We start from the raw sequence: 18,117 nt of genomic DNA on the forward strand, positions 1-18,117 counted from the left end.
CGGCCCAACGATAGGCCTTGTCATGCCACAACCGCCTTAAGAAAGGCTTAGAACAGCGGGGGCTTAAGAAGCGGCCCAGGCTCGCGGGCCAGGCCGGAGACGCAGGCAGAGCGGCGTCGGACAAAGGCTGCGGCAGTCACTCAGCGGCGCTGAGAACCGGCACAGCGGTGGCCTGAGTCAGCCGCTGGAGCAGCCTGGAGCGCTCCTCCGCTGCCTTTGCGGCGCTGGCCTGCCGGACATGGCCATAGCCGCGAATGAGAGCCGGCACGGAGGCGAGTGCGGCGGCGGCTTCGATCCTGCCCGGCGCCAGCGCGCCGGCGATCAGGTCGAGATCCGCCTCGTATTGCGCAAGCAGCTGCCGCTCGGCGCGCCGTTCGGCGGTCCGGCCGAACAGGTCGAACGCCGTGCCGCGAAGGCCCTTCATTGCGGCGAGCAGGCGAAATGCCTTCATCATCCAGGGGCCGAAGCTGGATTTCCTCGCCTTGCCGTCACTGCCGCGCCGCCCGAGGATCGGCGGCGCAAGATGGAATTCGAGCTTTTCCCAGCTCTGGAACTGCCTTGCGAGGTCGGCTGCGAAACTGCCGTCAGTGTAAAGCCGCGCCACCTCATACTCGTCCTTGATCGCCATCAGCTTGAACAGGTTCCTGGCGGCCGCCTCGGCGACTGCGGTCGAACCAGGGGCCGCGTGTGCCTCGGCGACGCGCAGCGCGGCCACCTTGTCGGCATAGCGCTTGCCATAGGCCGCGTTCTGGTAGGCGGCAAGGAAGGCAACGCGTCGGGCGACGATGTCGTCGAGCGATTCGGCGGGCTTGGCCGCCGGCGCGCCCGTTTGGCCGACAAGGCCGCGCACGAAGTCCGGCTGGTGCGCTGCGCGACGRCCCCAGCGGAACGCCGCGATGTTCATCGCCACCGCCTCACCATTCAATTCGATAGCCTTTTCAATTGCTTCGGCCGACAGYGGCAGCCCGCCATGCTGGAAGGCGAAGCCCAGCATGAACATGTTGGCGCCGAGCGAATTGCCGAACAGAGCGGTCGCCGTGCGGGTGGCGTCGAARAAATGCGCCTTGTCGTCTCCCGCGGCGGCACGGATCGCCTTCTTCAGCCGTTCGACCGGCAGCGAGAAGTCGGCCGACCGGGCGAATTCGCCAGGCATGATCTCGGCGGTGTTGGCGAGGAACATCGTGTGCCCCTCGCGCACCGCYGCGAGCACTTTCTTGGCGCCGGAGACGACGAGGTCGCAGCCAAGCACGAGATCAGCCTTGCCGGCCGACACGCGGATGGCGTGGATGTCCCCTGGCGTCGGGGCAATGCGGACATGGGTGAAGACCGAGCCGCCCTTCTGGGCAAGGCCCGCCATGTCGATCATGCCGCAGCCCTTGCCTTCGAGATGGGCGGCCATGCCGAGCACCGCGCCGATGGTGACGACGCCGGTGCCGCCGACACCGTCGATGATCGCCGCCCAGCCCTGGTCGCCGAGCGCGAATTCGGCGGGCGTCGGAACGCCATCGAGCGGATCGGTCTTGCCGGCAATGCCTTCGGCCTTCCTGACCCTGGCCCCGTGCACCGTCACAAAGGAAGGGCAGAAGCCGTTGAGGCAGGAGAAATCCTTGTTGCAGCTCGACTGGTCGATCCGGCGCTTGCGCCCGAATTCGGTCTCTACCGGCTGGATCGAAACGCAGTTCGACTGCACGCCGCAATCGCCGCAGCCTTCGCAGACCAGCTCGTTGATAAAGACGCGCCTGTCGGGGTCGGGGAAAGTGCCGCGCTTGCGGCGGCGGCGCTTCTCGGCGGCGCAGGTCTGGTCGTAGAGAAGCACCGAGACGCCTTTCACCTCGCGCAAATCGCGCTGGACGAGGTCAAGGTCGTCGCGGTGATGGATGGTGGCGCCGGCCGGAAAATCGGCCTTGCCGGCATATTTTTCCGGCTCGTCGGTGACGACGGCGATGCGGTCGACGCCTTCGGCGCGCACCTGCCTGGCAATCATGTCGACGGTCAGGCCGCCCTCATGCGGCTGGCCGCCGGTCATGGCGACCGCGTCGTTGTAGAGGACCTTGTAGGTGATGTTGGCGCCGCTCGACAGCGCGAAGCGGATCGCCAGYAGGCCGGAATGGTTATAGGTGCCGTCGCCGAGATTCTGGAAGATATGGYCGCGCCTGGAGAAAGGCGCCTGGCCGACCCATTGCGCGCCCTCGCCGCCCATGGCGGTGAAGCCGACGGTGTTCCTGTCCATCCACAGCGCCATGAAGTGGCAGCCGATGCCGGCGGCGGCAAGCGAACCCTCGGGCACCTTGGTTGAGGAATTGTGCGGGCAGCCCGAGCAGAAGAAGGGCGTGCGCGAGCCGATGTCGACGGTGCCGGCCAGCATCGCCTGGAACTGGCGCAGCTTCGCCACCCTCGCCGCGATCTCCTCGGAAGGGCCGATGGTGCGCAGGATCCTTTCGCCGAGCGCGATGGCGATCTCGTTCGGGTCGAGCGCACCCTTGGCCGGGAACAGCCAGTCGCCGCGCTCGTCCTTCTTGCCGACGATGACCGGCTGGATGGCAGTGCCGTAGAGGTTCTCGCGCACCTGCACCTCGATCAGCGAGCGCTTCTCCTCGACGACCACGATGGTGTCGAGGCCGCGGGCGAAGTCGGCGATGTGYTGAAAATCGAGCGGCCAGGGGCAGCCGACCTTGAACAGGCGGATGCCGATGCGATCGGCCGCCTTTTCGTCGATGCCGATATCCTCGAGCGCCTGGCGGACGTCGAGATAACTCTTGCCGATGGTAATGACGCCGAGCTTCGGATTGCGGCCGCCGGAATAGACGATGCGGTTCAGCCCATTGGCCTGGATGAAGGCGGCGGCCGCGGCGCGCTTGTACTCATGCAGCCGCTCTTCCTGGCCAAGCATGTTGATCTCGTGGCGGATGTTGAGGCCACCGGCCGGCATGTCGAATTCGGGAATGACGATGTTCAGCCGCTCGATCGATGCGTCGACGGAGGCCGTCGATTCGATGTTGTCCTTGACGCATTTGATCRCCGCCCAGGTGCCGGAGAAGCGCGACATGGCAAAGCCGTAAAGGCCGTAGTCGATGATCTCCTGGACGCCGGCCGGGTTGAGGATCGGCACCATGGTGTCGACGAAGAGGAATTCGGTGGCATGCGCATTGGTCGAGGATTCGGCCATGTGGTCGTCGCCCATCAGGGCGAGGACCCCGCCATTTCTCGACGAACCGGCGAGGTTGGCGTGGCGGAACACGTCGCCGGAGCGGTCGACGCCCGGCCCCTTGCCGTACCAGACCGCGAAGACGCCATCATGCGTGCCTTCGCCCAGCAGCTCGGTCTGTTRCGCGCCCCAGCAGGCGGTTGCGGCAAGCTCTTCGTTGAGGCCCGGCTGGAAGACGATGTCGGCCTGGGCAAGCTGCTTCTTCGCCTTCCAAAGCTGCATGTCGAGGCCGCCGAGCGGCGAGCCGCGATAGCCGGAGACGAAGCCCGCGGTGTTGAGGCCGGCGCGGCGGTCGCGCTCGCGCTGCATCAAAAGCATGCGGATGACGGCCTGCGCTCCGGACAGGAAGACACGCTCCTTGCCAAGGTCGAACTTGTCGTCGAGCGCGACGTCATGCAGCGTCATCAGGCGTTTCCTCTGCAGAGGCGCTCGCATCAAGCGGCCAACATCGGAGTGTGTCGCCGCAGTCTTTCTTCCCTTGCGGGAGAGGTCAAACGAAATCGCAGAGGCCAGTCGGGACGCAACAAACGGTCCGACCGGAGGCCGCCGGCGCATTTCAAGATCGCGCTAAACGCCTCACGGCGCACGAAAATTTCGAGGTGGCCGCCTGTCAGGCAGCTTTCGAGCAGTCCGGCTTCTGCGCGTCGGGCAGCTTGCCGTCGGGATGRCCGGCAAGGTCCGGGTTGAGCTCGTATTTCGGCCCGATCACCAGCGGCCGGTCCGGCAGCATCGTCTGGTCCTCGGTCGAGGTCATCGTGGTCTCGAGGCTCTGGAGCACCGTGCCGCTGGAATCCTCGATGCGTATCTTGACGGAATAGGGCTTGTCCTTGACGACGCAGGTGAGCGGCGGGCTGGTCAAGGTGATGTGCGGAAGCTTCGGCCAGATCTTCTGGTTGACGACGAGCGGATCGCCGCCGGCCGGATTCTGGAAATTCACGACGGCTACCTGTCCCTCGCCCATCGGCCGCAGCGGCCTCAGCGTGATGACGTAGGTGGCGATGCCGAGCCTGTAGTTGAACTCGAACAGCTTGCCGGAGATGGCGAAGAGCTGCTCCTTGCCGGTGTCGCGGCAAGCGCCGAGCGCGGTCGCAGCGATCAAGGCGGCGCCGAGAGCGATCGAACGGAACTTGCTAGGCATTGGTGGCCTCCCTGGCCGCCGTGCGGCGGCGATAATAGCGGTTCGCTTTCTGGCGGTTGCCGCAGACGGCCATGTCGCACCAGAGGCGGCTGGAGTTGCGGCTGCGGTCGACGAAGAGCCAGCTGCAGTTTGGACAGATCCTGAGCCTCGCAACGGTTTCGTCTCTTAGYAGCGACAGCGCCGAGACGGCCAAGGCCGCCTCGAAGGCGATCGGCGTCGCCGGATCGCCGAACGGCTGGCCCGGCGCGCCGATCTCGGTGGAAGTGCCGGCGAGACCTTTGGCACAAGCCGTCAGGAAATCCGGCAAATGGCCGGTGGCGATGGTGCCTTCCGCTATGGCATGGCGAAACAGGCGGTCGGTCGCCTCACGGATCGAAAGCACGACCGGGGCGATCTCGGCCGGTTCCCGCGCCTCCAGCCGGCGGCCGCCGAGCTCGGCGGCGCGAAAGCCGCTCGCTGCCTCGGCAAAGCGGGCGATCTCGGCCAGATCATCGAAGCGGTCGAAGGTCTTATCCGGGTCGTTGCGCAGCACGACCGTGTTTGCCGTGTCGAGCGCAAGGATGCCGCCAGTGAAGCGGTGCGGGGTCCAGGATACCGTCATGGCAGAAATCTAACCGATAAAACGTATTTGACAAGTTAGATTGCGAATGCAACCCTGTCCATCGGGGTCGATCGCCGGCCCCGGCGCACGCCCCTGAAAATCGGGGCCRATCTCAACCTCGGTTCGGAAAGGATGATGCGCAAAATCAAAGTGCTACAGCGTCCTTTGCGCGTCCCAAAGGACGCGCGGCGCTGCAGGGATGCTCGATGCTCTATTTCTACCAGCAGGTGCTGAACGGGCTGCATTCGGGCGCGCTCTATGCGCTGCTTGCCTTCGGCTATGTGCTGACCAACGGCATCCTGCACCGCACCAATCTTGCCTATGGCGCGCTGTTTGCCTTTTGCGGTCACACGATGATCCTGACCGCCGCCTTCGGCTACCAGGCGCTGTGGCTGACGCTGTTCGCATCGGTCGCGCTCGGCATCGTTGCCGCTCTGCTTTATGCGGTGCTGATCAGCCAGGTGCTGTCTCGGGGCGTGTTCGAGAGGCTGGCGGACCGGTCGCCCAACGCCATCGTCGTGACGACGCTAGGCATATTGCTGTTCCTCTCGGAGGCGAGCCGCATCGCCGCCGACACGCACGATCTCTGGCTGCCGCCGATGCTCGCCCAGCCCGTCGTCTTCGCGCAGGATGCCGGCTTCAAGGTGACGCTCACCGTCATCCAGCTTCTGGACTGCGCGGCGGTGATCGCAGTGGTGGCGCTCGCCGCCTGGACGTTTTCGCATTCGCGCTTCGGCCGCGCCTGGCGTGCCGTGTCCGACGATCCGAAGGCTGCCGCGATGTGCGGCATCGACGTGCGCGCCGTGTTCCGCCGCGCGGTGCTCTATGGCGGCTTCTGCGCGGCTTTTGCCGGTGTGCTCGCCGGCCTCTATTACGGCAACATCAGTTTCGGCACCGGCCTTGTCTACGGCCTCAAGATCCTGTTCGTGACAGCGGTCGGCGGCTATTTGTCGCCGCTCAAGGCGGCTCTCGGCGCCGCGGCCTTCGGCATGGCCGAATCGCTGTGGGCCGGCTATTTCCCGATCGAATGGCGCGAAGGCTGGATATACCTCTTCCTCGTCGCCATGCTGGTGCTGATCGGCGCAAGCCGCGACCAGGCCAAGATCGCCTGAACCTTCATCAGACTTTGGTTGCATGACGTTCGGTGAGGCGGCGCTTCTCGCCGCCCGACGCGACGTATCGGCGCGCAACGCCGCTTTGTCAGGTTGACCTGCCGGACCACGCACTGCATATCGTTGGGCCAAGCGGCGCGRYACCGGACGGGGGAATCGGGCGCAGCCGGCACTTTGGAGAGGCATCGTGCCTTCCGGAAATCGACGGCGATTTTCGGGGCCGATGCGCGAGGGAGGAAAATGCATGGCAGGGCTGCTCGCTCTATCCAGGACGATCGATCGCATCAATGAGTTCATCGGCCGATGGGTGTCGTGGCTGATCCTGCTTGCGATCCTGGTGAGCGCCGGCAATGCCGTCATCCGCAAGGTCCTCGACACCTCCTCCRACGCCTGGCTCGAATTGCAATGGTACCTGTTCGGYGCCGCCTTCATGCTGGCGTCCGCCTACACGCTGAARCAGAACGACCATATCCRCATCGACATCGTCTACGGCATGTTCCCGCGCCGGGTGCAGCACTGGATCGACCTCTTCGGCCACCTGCTGTTCCTGATGCCGTTCGTGGTGCTGATGGTGATCTATTTCGTGCCTTACGTGTCGCTGTCGTTCCACAGCGGCGAGATGTCGACCAATGCCGGCGGCCTCATCGTCTGGCCGGCCAAGGCCATCCTGCTCATCGGCTTCTTCCTGCTGGCGCTGCAGGGCGTCTCCGAGATCATCAAGAAGATCGCCATCATGCGCGGCGACATGGACGATCCCAATCCGTTCATATCTGCGCATGACCAGGCCAAGCTCGAGGCCGAGGCACTTGCCGAGGAAGCCAAGGCGCTGGCCGGCGAGGTGCGCTCATGATCGAGTTCATCGCGCAGAASATGGCGCCGATCATGTTCGCCTCGCTGATCATCTTCCTGCTGATAGGCTACCCCGTCGCCTTCTCGCTTGCCGCGAACGGCCTCCTCTTCTTCTTCGTCGGCGTGCTGCTGTCACCTTATTCCGGCGGGTCGATCAACCTCGCCTGGCCGCTGCTGCATGCGCTGCCGGACAATTTCTACGGCACGAGGGTGATGTCCAACGACACGCTGCTGGCCATTCCCTTCTTCACCTTCATGGGCATCGTACTTGAGCGATCGGGCATGGCCGAGGATCTGCTCGACACCGTCGGCCAGCTGTTCGGCCCGATCCGCGGCGGGCTTGCCTATGCGGTGATCTTCGTCGGCGCGCTGCTTGCCGCCACGACCGGYGTGGTGGCGGCCTCCGTCATCGCCATGGGGCTGATTTCGCTGCCGATCATGCTGCGCTACGGCTATGACCRGCGGCTGGCCTCTGGCGTGATCGCGGCCTCAGGCACGCTTGCCCAGATCATCCCGCCTTCGCTCGTGCTGATCGTGCTAGCCGACCAGCTCGGGCGCTCGGTGGGCGACATGTATGCCGGCGCCATGATCCCCGGCCTCGTGCTTACCGGCATCTACATGCTCTACATCCTGGCCATGTCGATCATCCGGCCGAACTCGATGCCGGCGCTGCCGGCCGAGGCGCGCACGCTCGGCCGCGGCGTGATCTCGCTGATCGTGGCGCTGCTGGTCGCTGGCGCAGTCTCCTACGCCGCTTACCGCTATCTCGAACCGGCCCACGGCGACAATGCCGACATCCTCGGCGCCGCCGTCGGCGTGATCGTCATCTACGTCGTGGCGATCCTCGACCAGTTCCTGCACATCAACATGATGTCCAAGCTGGCGCAGCAGGTGGTGATCGTGCTGATCCCGCCGCTGGCGCTGATCTTCCTGGTGCTTGGCACCATCTTTCTCGGCATCGCCACGCCGACCGAAGGCGGCGCCATGGGCGCCGTCGGCGCGCTCATTATGGCAGGGCTGAAGGGGCGGCTTTCATTTGACGTCATCAGGCAGGCACTGGCCTCGACAACGCGGCTCTCCTCCTTCGTGCTGTTCATCCTGATCGGCGCGCGCGTCTTCTCGCTCACCTTCTACGGCGTCAACGGCCACATCTGGGTCGAGCACTTGCTCACTTCGCTGCCCGGCGGCGAGACCGGTTTCCTGATCGGCGTCAACCTTTTGGTCTTTGTGCTGGCCTTCTTCCTCGACTTCTTCGAGCTCGCCTTCATCATCGTGCCGCTGCTGGCGCCCGCCGCCGACAAGCTCGGCATCGACCTGATCTGGTTCGGCGTGYTGCTCGGCGTCAACATGCAGACCAGCTTCATGCACCCACCTTTCGGCTTCGCGCTGTTCTACCTGAGGTCTGTTGCGGCGCGCGTGCCCTATCTCGACCGCATCACCGGCAAGCAGGTCGCGCCGGTCACCACCGGACAGATCTACTGGGGTGCCGTGCCCTTCGTCTGCATCCAGGTGATCATGATCGGGCTCACCATCGCCTTCCCGCAGATGGTGATGCGCTATAAGGGCGCCGTCGTCGAACCCGGCACGATAGAGCTGAAGCTGCCTCAGATGCCCGGATTGGCGCCGCTCGGCACGCCGCCGGCCAATAACGGCTCGGCGCCCGCCAATGGCGGCGCGGCGCCAGCGGCGCCCGGCACGCCCGATCTGTCGCAGCCGCCGAATTTCGGCGGCACGCCGCCGGCCAAGCCGCCAGCACCGGCGCCGGACCTTTCGAAGCCGCCGAGTTTCAATTGAGGTGACCGCGTCATGAGAGCCCTACGGCTGGAAGCAATCGGCAGCATCGCCCTTCGCAATGTCGACAAACCTTCACCGGGACCGGAAGATGTTCTGGTGCGGATCGAGGCCTGCGGCGTCTGCGRCACCGACCGGCATCTTTTCCACGGCGAGTTTCCCTGCACGCCGCCGGTCACGCTCGGCCACGAATTTTGCGGCATCGTCGAAGCCGTCGGCGACGCCGTGTCCGGCGTCGCCGTCGGCGACCGCGTCACCGGCGACCCCAACATCGCTTGCGGGCGCTGCAGCCATTGCCATGCCGGGCGCGTCAACCTGTGCAGTAATCTTCGCGCCATAGGCATCCATCGCGACGGCGGCTTTGCCGACTATGTCGTGATGCCGCAGAAGCAAGCCTTCCTGCTTCCCGCCGATCTCAAGCCGACGCACGGCGCCTTCTGYGAGCCGCTGGCCTGCTGCCTGCACGGCGTCGACCTCGCCGGCATCAGGCCCGGCGCTTCGGTGGTGGTGCTCGGCGGCGGTGTCATCGGCCTGCTTACGGTGCAATTGGCCAAGCTCGCCGGAGCCGCGACCATCGTGCTTTCGACCAGACAGGCCTCGCGCCGGGCGCTTGCTGAGGAGCTCGGCGCAACGGCAACGGTCGACCCGTGCGCCGTCGATCCTGTCGAGGCCATCGCCGGACCGGCTGGCCTGGTGCCGGGCGGCGTCGACGTGGTGCTCGAATGCGCCGGGGTTCGCGACACGGTCGAGCAGTCGGTGCGGATTGCAAGGGCCGGCGGAACGGTCGTCATCGTCGGCGTGGTGCCGCAAGGGATGAAGGTGGCCGTCGAGYCTTTCGACCTTTTGTTCCGCGAACTGAAGGTGCTGGGCTCCTTCCTCAATCCCTACACCCACGGCCGCGCTGCCCAGCTCATTGCCTCGGGTGCCATCGGGATCGACAGGCTGATCTCGAAAGAAGTGAGYCTCGAGGAGGCGCCGCAGGTGATCGCCAGCCCGCCCGCGCCTGGAGAGGTCAAGGTGCTGGTGGTGCCGGGGCGAGGCTGAAGTACAGCCCTTCACCTTGCAACGTTGGCGATTGGCAAAGCCATCGATAACAGGTGAGGGGCGGCGCCAGCGMGGGACAGAGAAGGCGAGACCGAGGCTTCGGCTCTCTCACTCGAGCCAGGTGAACTGCTAATCACCGAAGGCGGCGTTGCCCCTCATCCCCCTGCCGGGACCTTCTCCCCGTATAGTGACGGGGAGAAGGGGCCAATCGCTTCCTACAGCTTGCCGTTGCGCTGCTGCACCATCATGAAGGTGTCGTAGTTGTATTCCGCCACCTGGGCCCAGAGATAGTGCTCCTTGCGGAAGCCCTTGATCGATTCCCAGATCTTCTTGAACGGTGCGTTGTTGGCTTCCATTTCGGCATAGACTTCGTTGGCCTTTTCGAAGCATGCCGCCATGATTTCCTGGCTGAAAGGCGCCAGCTTGGCGCCACCCGCCACCAGCCGCCTCACCGCGGCCGGATTAACGTAGTCGTACTTCTGCAGCATGTTGGCGTCGGCCGCCTGGGCCGCGGTGCGCACCAGCGACTTGTAGGTCGGCGACAGCTCTTCGTACTTTGCCTTGTTGAAGAGCAGGTGAACGGTCGGACCGCCTTCCCACCAGCCGGGATAGTAGTAGTAGGGCGCGACCTTGTAGAAGCCGAGCTTCTCGTCGTCATAAGGGCCGACCCATTCAGYGGCATCGATCGTGCCCTTTTCCAGCGCCGGATAGATGTCGCCGCCGGCGATCTGTTGCGGCACCACGCCGAGCTTCTGGATTACCTTGCCGGCAAAGCCGCCGATGCGCATCTTGAGGCCGGACAGGTCGGCGACGGTGTTGATTTCCTTGYGGAACCAGCCGCCCATCTGCACGCCCGTGTTGCCGCCCGGCAGACCGAAAAGCCCCTGCGTGGCCAGGAATTCGTTGAACAGGTCGATACCGCCGCCATGGTAGTGCCAGGCATTCATGCCGCGCGCGTTGAGCGAGAACGGCACTGCGGCGCCCAGCGCCCAGGCCGGGTCCTTGCCCCAGTAGTAATAGGTCACCGTGTGGGCCGCTTCGACAGTACCGGCAGCGGCGGCGTCCGCCGCCTGCAGGCCGGGCACCAGTTCGCCCGACGCAAAGACCTGGACCTGGAAATTGCCGTCGGTCGCTTCCGACAGCATTTTTGAGAAGACCTCCGCACCGCCATAGATCGTGTCGAGCGATTTCGGGAAGGACGATGCCAGCCGCCACGTCACTTTCGGATTGGATTGAGCTATCGCCGGCGTGGCAAGCGCCGCGGCCGCCGCCGCAGCGCCGACACCGGACGCACCGGCCTTGCRGATGAATGAACGACGATCCATGCAGTTTCCTCCCTTGTGGATCAACAGGCCGACATTCGGACATCCTCGCTGCCCGGATCGGTTGAAGACGAAACATACACAGGCAGCAGGTCGAGTCCAGCATTGCGACCGAGGTTCCGCCCATTCCGGCGCAGCCTGCAACTATAGTCTAACGCAGATGGTGCTGGCCCATGCGAGGCGGCGAAACTTGCCATGGCAAAGTGGCTTGGGATCGCCTATTTTCCAGGCAGAATAATCCGTTAGCTCTCGATGGAACCCRTAGCCAAAATGCAGCAGCCGYTCGTCGCCGTCTCGACCGATGTCCGCCAGTTCGACAACTACACCTGGCATGCCGTGCAGCAGCAATACATCGAGGCGGCGATCGCAGGCGCCGTCGTATTCCCGGTGCTGGTGCCATCCTTCGGCGACCGGCTCGATCTCGACGAACTGCTGTCCTCGGTCGACGGCGTCATGGTCACGGGATCTAAGTCTAACGTGCATCCCTCGCTTTACGGCGGCGATGCCAGCGAGGCGAACGGCCCTTACGATCCGGCGCGCGACGCCACCACACTGCCGCTGATCCGCAAGGCGATCGAGCGCGGCGTGCCGCTGCTTGCCATCTGCCGCGGCATACAGGAGCTGAACGTGGCGCTGGGCGGGACGCTGGGCACAGAGATCCAGGAGCGCGAGGGTTCGCTCGATCACCGCGCGCCGGTAAGCGACAACCAGGACGAGCGCTTCGGCATCCACCAGACGATTTCGATCAAGCCCGGGACCTGCCTTGCCGGCGTGTTCGGCGCCGGTGACATCAAGGTCAATTCGCTGCACCGCCAGGCGATCGACCGGCTCGGGTCGAAACTGCAGGTCGAGGCTGTAGCCACCGACGGCACGATCGAGGCCGTCTCGGTCAAGGATGCCCGCGCCTTCGCGGTCGGCGTCCAGTGGCACCCCGAATATTGGGTGAAGTCAGACAGCAACTCGGCAAAGATATTCCGGGCGTTCGGCGATGCCGTGCGCCTGCACGCGGCGGCGAAAGCCGGCGCACGCGCGGCGGCGGAATAGCCCAACCTGGGATTTCAGTCGTCGGTTGCCGTGTTCAGCGCCAGCAGCGGCGAAGCCGGCGCGTAGGATTCGTAGCCGTCGCCATCGGCCACGCTGAAAGTGACGATCGGATCAGTGYCGTTCTCGCTGAAGGCGACCGTGCCGTCCGCCAGCTCGCGCCAGAATTTCACGCGCTCGATGCCGGGCATCAGCTTTCGGCAATCCGCGGCGACGGTGAGCCGCGACAGGCCCTCGGACACTTCGGCGCCGCGCCGGATGGCRCAAGCCGCTTCGTCGCCATTGGCCGTCAACCGGTAGATGCTTGAGGCGGCGGGTTCGGTGGCCGCGCTCTGGCCATCGCCGCCGTGAAGGAACTGAGCGCCACCGAACAATGCAGCCGACGCAACCAATCCTGCTAACAGCTTCATTTTGCCTCTCCGTACTCAAGCGCATCGCGCTCTTGGTCTTTTTGGTTCAGACATGTTGTTCCAAGCCGCGGCCTGGTTTTCGATCAACATGCTTAACGAAGTATGCAGAATGGTTTCAAAGTGTTAAGCGGGCGTTAACAAATATGGCGGCGGCCGACGATCAAGCGCGAGGCCTGACGTTGGCCGTCTCCGGCACCGGGGTCAGCGGCCTGCGCTCGCCGAACCAGGAAACCAGATTGTCGACGCAGAGGTCGGCCATGGCGCGGCGGKTGTGGTCCGACGCCGATCCGACATGTGGCAGCAGCGAAGTGTTGGGCGCATCGAGCAGCGCCTTGGGCACGTTCGGTTCGTCGGCGAAGACATCCAGCCCGGCAGCAGCGATTGTGCCATTGGAGAGTGCCGCAGCAAGGGCCGCCTCGTCCACCGTGCTGCCGCGGCCGATATTGACGAAGACGCCATTTGGGCCAAGCGCCGAGAGGATTTCGGCATTGATGGCCTTTTCCGTGGCCGCACCGCCCGGCGCGATACAGATCAGCGTGTCGACCGCTTCCGCAAGGCCCTTCAGCGTGGCGTGATATTCGTAGGACAGGCCTTCCACCTTGCGGCGGTTGTGATAGGCGATCGGCAGGCCGAAAGCCTCCAGGCGACGGGCGACGGCAAGACCGATGCGGCCCATGCCGAAGATGCCGACGTGGYGGCCACGCAAGGTGAGCCGGCTCAAGGGATAATTGCCCTTCTTTACCCACTCGCCGTCGCGCAGCCATTTCTCGGCCGCGTACATTTCGCGCACGGTGTTGATCAGCAGGCCGATCGTGGTGTCGGCGACCTCCTCGGTCAGCACGTCCGGCGTGTTGGTGACCATCACGCCGCRCTTGGCGGCATGGCTGGCATCGACCGAATCATAGCCGACGCCGAAATTGGCGATGATTTCGAGATTGGGCAGCGCGTCGATCATGGCCGCGTTGATGCCGCCGAAGGAGGCGATGCCGCGCACGCCTTCGCGCATCTCGCCGGTGACCAGCGCCGGATCGGCGCGCTCGATCCGCACCCRCTTGAACGCTTTGTCGATCCGGCCGATCGCATAGTCGTTGAAATCGCCCGGCACCAGGATGGCGACCGGGAAGCTTGCCTCGGTTTTTGTCATTGACGCTCCACCGGCTTGCCGGTGGACTGGYGCACGTGCAGCTCCGGCTTGATCAGTTCCTGCGAGGGCCRCACGGCCTGCCCGTTCAGCTTGTCGAGCAGCGCGCTGGCGGCGCGGCGGCCGACCTCGCGCTGGCCATTCCAGACCGTTGTCAATGCCGGAGTTGCGATTGCGGCCTCCTCGAGATCGTCATAGCCGGTGACCGAAATGTCGACGCCCGGCACCAGCCCTGCCCGCGCAATACCGTTCATCAGTCCGATGGCGACCAGATCATTCCAGCAGCAGGCGGCGGTCGGCTTGTCTTTCAGCGCCAAAAACTGTCCTGCGGCCTCGAATCCGGCCTGCTTGGTGCGCGGCCCGGGAATGCGCCAGGACGGCCTGACTTCCAGCCCGGCGGCTTCCATGGCGTTGACATAGCCCTGGTAGCGGTCGCGGCCGGTGGAGGTCTGGTCGGTGCCGCCGATCATGGCGATGCGCTTGTGACCGAGCGAGATCAGGTGATTGGTGGCAAGCGCGGTGCCATAGGCATCGTCGCCCCGAAAGACCGGCACGTCGGCTCCGGCGACGGTGCGGGCGATCAGCACCGCCGGCAGGCCGTTTTCCTCGGCCATGATGATGTCTTCGGCCGGCGTGCCGATGGCCGGCGACATGATGACGCCGTCGGCGCCGAGCTGCAGCAGCGTGTCGATGAAGGTTCGCTGCTTTTCCAGCTGGTCGTAATGGTTGGAGAGGATGAAAGTCTGGCGGCTGCGGTCGAGCTCGCTTTCGATCGAGCGCAGGATCTCGGCGAAGAACGGGTTCATGATGTCGTGCACGACGACGCCGACAATGCCGGAGCGCGATGTCCGGAGTGACGCAGCACGGCGGTTGTAGATATAGCCGATGGCGCGGGCGTGCTCCTTGATGCGCTCGCGCGTCGCGCCCGCCACCAGCGGACTGTCACGCAGCGCCAGCGATACCGTTGCCGTGGAAACGCCGAGCGCATCCGCGATCGTCGAAAGCTTGATCTTCTGTGCCAGCGCCCTTCGCCCCCCGCGTATTTAAACTGTTTAAATTCGGCCTTATGCCATCGATCGGGAGCAAATCAAAGTTTTTTCGCCAGAGTCTCGGCTTCGGTATCGAGCGAGGCGGAATTGCGCAGGCGCAGCCGGTGCTCGCGATGGATGATGTAGAGCCCGCTGGCGACGATGATGGCGGCGCCGAGCAGCGTCCAGCGGTCAGGGAATTGGCGGAAGATCAGCCAGCCGGAAATGATCATCCACACCATCTGCGAATAGGGATAGGGCGCCAGCGCCGTCGTCGTCGCCAGGCGATAGGCCTGGACCAGCAGCCAGTGACCGCCGGCGCCGAACACGCCCAGCATCAGCAGAATCACCCAGTGCCAGCCGTCCTGCGGCAAGGACAGCGAGAAGGGCAGCATGGGCAGGAGCAGCACCGCCGGCGCCAGCGCGGCAAACAGGATCAGGCTCTCGGACGTCTCGGTCGACGACATGCGCCGCGTCATGATGACGTAAAAACTGTTGGATAGCATCGAGCCCAACGCGAAGAGATGGCCGATGCCGAACACGCCGACGCCGGGCCGGGTGATGATGAGCACGCCGACGAAGCCGGTGAGAATCGCCAGCCAGCGCCGCCAGCCCGCCCATTCGCCGAGCAGCGGGCCGGCAAGCGCGGTGATCACCATCGGCCCGAAGAAATAGATCGAGGTGGTTTCGGCGAGCTGCAGCGTGCGCAGAGCCAGGATGTTGAACATGGTCGAGCCGAACAACAGCACGCCGCGCAGGATATGCGCCGGCAGGTTTTTGGCGCGGAAACGCGACGGCTCGCGCCAGCCGCGCAGGAAGACGCCGACAAGCAGGACATGGACGGTGAAGCGGGCCCAGGCGACGATCAGCGCCGACACGCCGGCAAGCACCAGGTATTTGCTTGAGGTGTCGAGAAAGGTGAAGCAGACATAGACGCACAGCATCAACAGCATCGCCGCGGGCGGCGTTGCGCTGTCGTCGTGGATTTTGGAAACAGACAAATTCAGGCCGGAAGGAAGCAAAGGCGGACACTCCACCTTTGCGGCAATCAACGCCTGCCGGCAAGYCAATTGTCGGGCGTGGCCGGACCAAAAGCGGCAGCTGCAATAACGGCCCCACTGCTCAAGCGTGCATGCGGGCGCCCTTGGTGATCCTGTCGACCAGCTTCTTTTCGGCGCGCAGTGCGATGCCGACCATTTTGGCGTCGTCCGGCGCAAATTCGGCGAAGACGGCGCGGTTGGCCGCGTCATGGCCGGTCGCAAACATCTCCTCGACATAGGCGGAGGTCGTCACGCCGCGCTCCAAGGCTCGGCGATGGATCGCGGCAAGTGTTGGCCCGTCCGCCGACAGCACGATCACGGGCTGGATCGAGAGCGGATTGAAGCGATTGCCGGCGCGGTCGCGATAGGGCTCGCCGATGATCTCAGGGAACTGCGCGACGATGCCGCTGGTGAGGAAAGCGGTGACGTTGAGCTTCTGCCAGACGGCGAGGTCTTCCCTCAGCACGATTGCAAATTTCGTGTCGAACACCAGAATGTTTTCTCCGAATGGTCCAGGAAGGGCATGCGATGGCGCAAGGTCTAGGCGGTGAGGCGCTGGAAGGTCTTGAACGTTCGTGCGCAGTGGACGACCGGATCGTTTCAGCGCCAGGCGGCACCGGCCTGGAGCGCATCGAGGCCCACTTCCACGGCAACGCCTTCGACCTGCACCGCCACGATACCTACGCCATCGGCGTGACGCTCGACGGCGTGCAGCGCTTCCACTATCGCGGCGCGCTCCAGCACAGCCTCCCCGGCCAGGTGATCGTGCTGCATCCCGACGAAGTGCATGACGGCGGCGCCGGCACCGAGGACGGGCTGCGCTACAGGATCCTCTATCTGGAGCCGTCGCTGCTGCTTGATTGCCTCGGTAGCGCGCCGCTGCCTTTCGTCCGCGATGCGGTGGTGAGCGACCCGGCGTTGCGCGGCACGCTGCTTTCAGCGCTGGCGCCGCTCACCGAGGAGCTCGACGACCTGTTCGTCGCCGATTTCGTTGCACAGCTGGCGCAGCATCTGAAACGCCATTCCGGGCAGCCGGCAAAACCGGCGGGAAAGACGGCATGGCGCGCCGCCGCACTTGCCCGCGACTATCTGGAGGAAAATGYCGAGCGGCCGGTGAGCTCCGACGAATTGGAGGCTGTCACCGGCCTCGATCGCTACGCGCTGTCACGGCATTTCCGCGCGACCTATTCGACCAGCCCGCATCGTTTCCTGGTGATGCGCCGGCTGCAGYGCGCGCGGCGCATGATCGAAGCGGGAGAGCCGCTGGCCGAGATCGCGGCGGCAGCCGGCTTCAGCGACCAGAGCCATTTCAACCGGCATTTCAAGAAGGCGTTCGGGCTGACGCCCGGGCGCTGGGCGACGCTGGTGCGTAAGTGCGACGCGTAGCGTCGTCGCTCAACGGCGAGACGTCCGGTGATAGGCTCAGGCGCGACGCGTAGCGTCGTCGCCCTTTCCGCTAAGGCGCCGATGCCGGCGTGGTGCGTGAAGCGACGATGATTCGCATCGCGCTTGGTAACGCCAGCGCGGTGCGTGAAGCGACGATGCTGCGCGTCGCTTGCGAGACGACGCTGCGCGTCGCTCGTTAATCATCCAGTTCGGCGTCGTCGTCGATGAGGATCAGGTCTTCGTTCGAGAGGTTGGCCTCGATGCGGGCGAGCAGCTTGAACAGCGCCTTCTGGTCCTTCTTGTCGAGGCCCTTCATCGCCTGCTTCTCGGTCTTCTTGACCGATTTCTCGATGGCTCGGATGGTTTCGCGGCCGGCGTCCGTCAGGAAGATGTGGGCCTGGCGGGCGTCGTGGTTGGAGGCGCGTTTTTCAAGGAAACCCTGCGCCTGCAGCCTGTTGATGGTCTTGGTAATGGTCGGCGGACGCACGCCGAGCTTGCCGGCGAGGGTGCCGGGGGTCTGCCCGTCTTCGCGGTCGAGCGCCAGCATGATCTGGTCCTGCCCGGCATAGAAACCATGCTCCAGAAGCCGCGCCGCAAGCGCTGTTCGCGCCAGTCGCGCCGCCGAATGCAGCCGGCTCATTGTCGCTGTCCTGTCCGCCTTGGCCATGGTCATTCCCTCTTCGGCCAAGCCGGCGCGGTCAGCATAGAAGCTGGTCGGCGGCTGRCAAATGACGATCTTACGAGGCCGGCTCGCAGAACCCTTTGCCGRCAAGCATTGCGGTGCCCGCGCAGGTGATGCCAGATGATTATTTCAGTTAGATGACAAACGACTTTTCTGAACCGCGGGATTCGCGGCCATCCGTTCCCACCCTGCCACTGGCCCGGCGTGAAGCTTGTCTTTCGCCGCCTTCGTAGCATCATGCCCGGCCTCGGCGACGGTCCCAATGCTGCTTCGCCCTGGCCTATCGGTTTGGCGCGTGCAAAAGCGCGGCCCACGTCCTATATGAGG

Annotated in this window: 16 protein-coding genes; 6 read left to right on the top strand and 10 right to left on the bottom strand. The window is 64.8% G+C overall.

The features are described from left to right. Positions 1 to 136 precede the first annotated feature (136 nt). The 3 genes from ORS3428_RS02910 to ORS3428_RS02920 all read right to left on the bottom strand — a co-directional run bounded on the left by ORS3428_RS02910 (position 137) and on the right by ORS3428_RS02920 (position 4,944). Positions 137 to 3,640 carry an indolepyruvate ferredoxin oxidoreductase family protein gene (locus ORS3428_RS02910; protein WP_083354966.1) on the bottom strand — a complete coding sequence of 1,168 codons (3,504 nt, stop codon included), beginning with the start codon at positions 3,638 to 3,640 and terminating at the stop codon, positions 137 to 139. A 175-nt stretch (positions 3,641 to 3,815) separates the two neighbouring features. After that, positions 3,816 to 4,343, bottom strand: coding sequence for a hypothetical protein (locus ORS3428_RS02915; protein WP_071094347.1), 528 nt, complete (start codon positions 4,341 to 4,343; stop codon positions 3,816 to 3,818). Then, positions 4,336 to 4,944, bottom strand: coding sequence for a CGNR zinc finger domain-containing protein (locus ORS3428_RS02920; RefSeq protein WP_071094349.1), 609 nt, complete (start codon positions 4,942 to 4,944; stop codon positions 4,336 to 4,338). Before ORS3428_RS02920 ends, ORS3428_RS02915 begins: the two co-directional genes overlap by 8 nt. Positions 4,945 to 5,150: 206 nt before the next feature. Here ORS3428_RS02920 and ORS3428_RS02925 point away from each other — a divergent pair, with 206 nt between their 5' ends. The 4 genes from ORS3428_RS02925 (at position 5,151) to ORS3428_RS02940 (ending at position 9,740) form a co-directional block, all read left to right on the top strand. Next, a complete protein-coding gene (locus ORS3428_RS02925) occupies positions 5,151 to 6,056 on the top strand; it encodes a branched-chain amino acid ABC transporter permease (RefSeq protein WP_071094351.1) in 906 nt (301 codons plus the stop codon). Positions 6,057 to 6,300: 244 nt separating this feature from the next. Continuing rightward, complete coding sequence (locus ORS3428_RS02930) at positions 6,301 to 6,906, top strand: TRAP transporter small permease subunit (RefSeq protein ID WP_071094353.1); 606 nt, start codon at positions 6,301 to 6,303, stop codon at positions 6,904 to 6,906. Continuing rightward, entirely contained in the window at positions 6,903 to 8,699 is a 1,797-nt protein-coding gene (locus ORS3428_RS02935) for a TRAP transporter large permease (protein WP_071094355.1), read from the top strand. Before ORS3428_RS02930 ends, ORS3428_RS02935 begins: the two co-directional genes overlap by 4 nt. 12 nt (positions 8,700 to 8,711) lie before the next feature. Further along, positions 8,712 to 9,740: a zinc-dependent alcohol dehydrogenase family protein gene (locus ORS3428_RS02940; protein WP_071094357.1), complete on the top strand. Its 1,029-nt coding sequence runs from the start codon at positions 8,712 to 8,714 to the stop codon at positions 9,738 to 9,740. 215 nt (positions 9,741 to 9,955) lie between these two features. Here the strand turns inward: ORS3428_RS02940 and ORS3428_RS02945 are convergent, their stop codons facing one another. Continuing rightward, positions 9,956 to 11,065 (bottom strand): TRAP transporter substrate-binding protein, encoded by a 1,110-nt coding sequence (locus ORS3428_RS02945; RefSeq protein ID WP_071094359.1) that lies wholly within the window; start codon positions 11,063 to 11,065, stop codon positions 9,956 to 9,958. 267 nt (positions 11,066 to 11,332) lie between these two features. Between ORS3428_RS02945 and ORS3428_RS02950 the strand changes: the two genes are divergently transcribed. Then, the gene (locus tag ORS3428_RS02950) at positions 11,333 to 12,106 is read left to right on the top strand and encodes a gamma-glutamyl-gamma-aminobutyrate hydrolase family protein (RefSeq protein ID WP_071094562.1); all 774 of its coding nucleotides are present in this window, start codon (positions 11,333 to 11,335) and stop codon (positions 12,104 to 12,106) included. A gap of 14 nt (positions 12,107 to 12,120) precedes the next feature. On the opposite strand, the gene ORS3428_RS02955 is transcribed toward ORS3428_RS02950, so the two are convergent. From ORS3428_RS02955 to ORS3428_RS02975, 5 genes are all read right to left on the bottom strand, one after another. Then, entirely contained in the window at positions 12,121 to 12,513 is a 393-nt protein-coding gene (locus ORS3428_RS02955) for a hypothetical protein (RefSeq protein ID WP_071094361.1), read from the bottom strand. A 160-nt stretch (positions 12,514 to 12,673) separates the two neighbouring features. After that, positions 12,674 to 13,657, bottom strand: coding sequence for a 2-hydroxyacid dehydrogenase (locus tag ORS3428_RS02960; protein WP_071094363.1), 984 nt, complete (start codon positions 13,655 to 13,657; stop codon positions 12,674 to 12,676). Continuing rightward, on the bottom strand, positions 13,654 to 14,676 hold the full coding sequence (locus tag ORS3428_RS02965) for a LacI family DNA-binding transcriptional regulator (RefSeq protein ID WP_071094365.1): 1,023 nt from the start codon (positions 14,674 to 14,676) through the stop codon (positions 13,654 to 13,656). The genes ORS3428_RS02960 and ORS3428_RS02965 overlap by 4 nt, the downstream gene beginning before the upstream one ends. A 65-nt stretch (positions 14,677 to 14,741) precedes the next feature. Continuing rightward, complete coding sequence (locus ORS3428_RS02970; RefSeq protein WP_071094564.1) at positions 14,742 to 15,626, bottom strand: DMT family transporter; 885 nt, start codon at positions 15,624 to 15,626, stop codon at positions 14,742 to 14,744. Between the two features lie 178 nt (positions 15,627 to 15,804). After that, a complete protein-coding gene (locus tag ORS3428_RS02975) occupies positions 15,805 to 16,212 on the bottom strand; it encodes a DUF2000 family protein (protein ID WP_071094367.1) in 408 nt (135 codons plus the stop codon). Between the two features lie 38 nt (positions 16,213 to 16,250). Here ORS3428_RS02975 and ORS3428_RS02980 point away from each other — a divergent pair, with 38 nt between their 5' ends. Next, a complete protein-coding gene (locus ORS3428_RS02980; protein WP_071094566.1) occupies positions 16,251 to 17,108 on the top strand; it encodes an AraC family transcriptional regulator in 858 nt (285 codons plus the stop codon). 196 nt (positions 17,109 to 17,304) lie between these two features. Here the strand turns inward: ORS3428_RS02980 and ORS3428_RS02985 are convergent, their stop codons facing one another. After that, positions 17,305 to 17,775 carry a MarR family winged helix-turn-helix transcriptional regulator gene (locus tag ORS3428_RS02985; protein WP_071094569.1) on the bottom strand — a complete coding sequence of 157 codons (471 nt, stop codon included), beginning with the start codon at positions 17,773 to 17,775 and terminating at the stop codon, positions 17,305 to 17,307. Between the last annotated feature and the right edge of the window lie 342 nt (positions 17,776 to 18,117).

It is taken from the genome of Mesorhizobium sp. ORS 3428, from assembly GCF_001854785.1.
GTDB lineage: Bacteria > Pseudomonadota > Alphaproteobacteria > Rhizobiales > Rhizobiaceae > Mesorhizobium.

What these genes read in the sequence shown, in the direction of transcription:
- ORS3428_RS02925 (WP_071094351.1), top strand. Translation starts at nt 5,151, where the DNA reads ATGCTCTATTTCTACCAGCAGGTGCTGAACGGGCTGCATTCGGGCGCG.
- ORS3428_RS02970 (WP_071094564.1), bottom strand. Translation starts at nt 15,626, where the DNA reads ATGCTGTGCGTCTATGTCTGCTTCACCTTTCTCGACACCTCAAGCAAA.
- ORS3428_RS02985 (WP_071094569.1), bottom strand. Translation starts at nt 17,775, where the DNA reads ATGGCCAAGGCGGACAGGACAGCGACAATGAGCCGGCTGCATTCGGCG.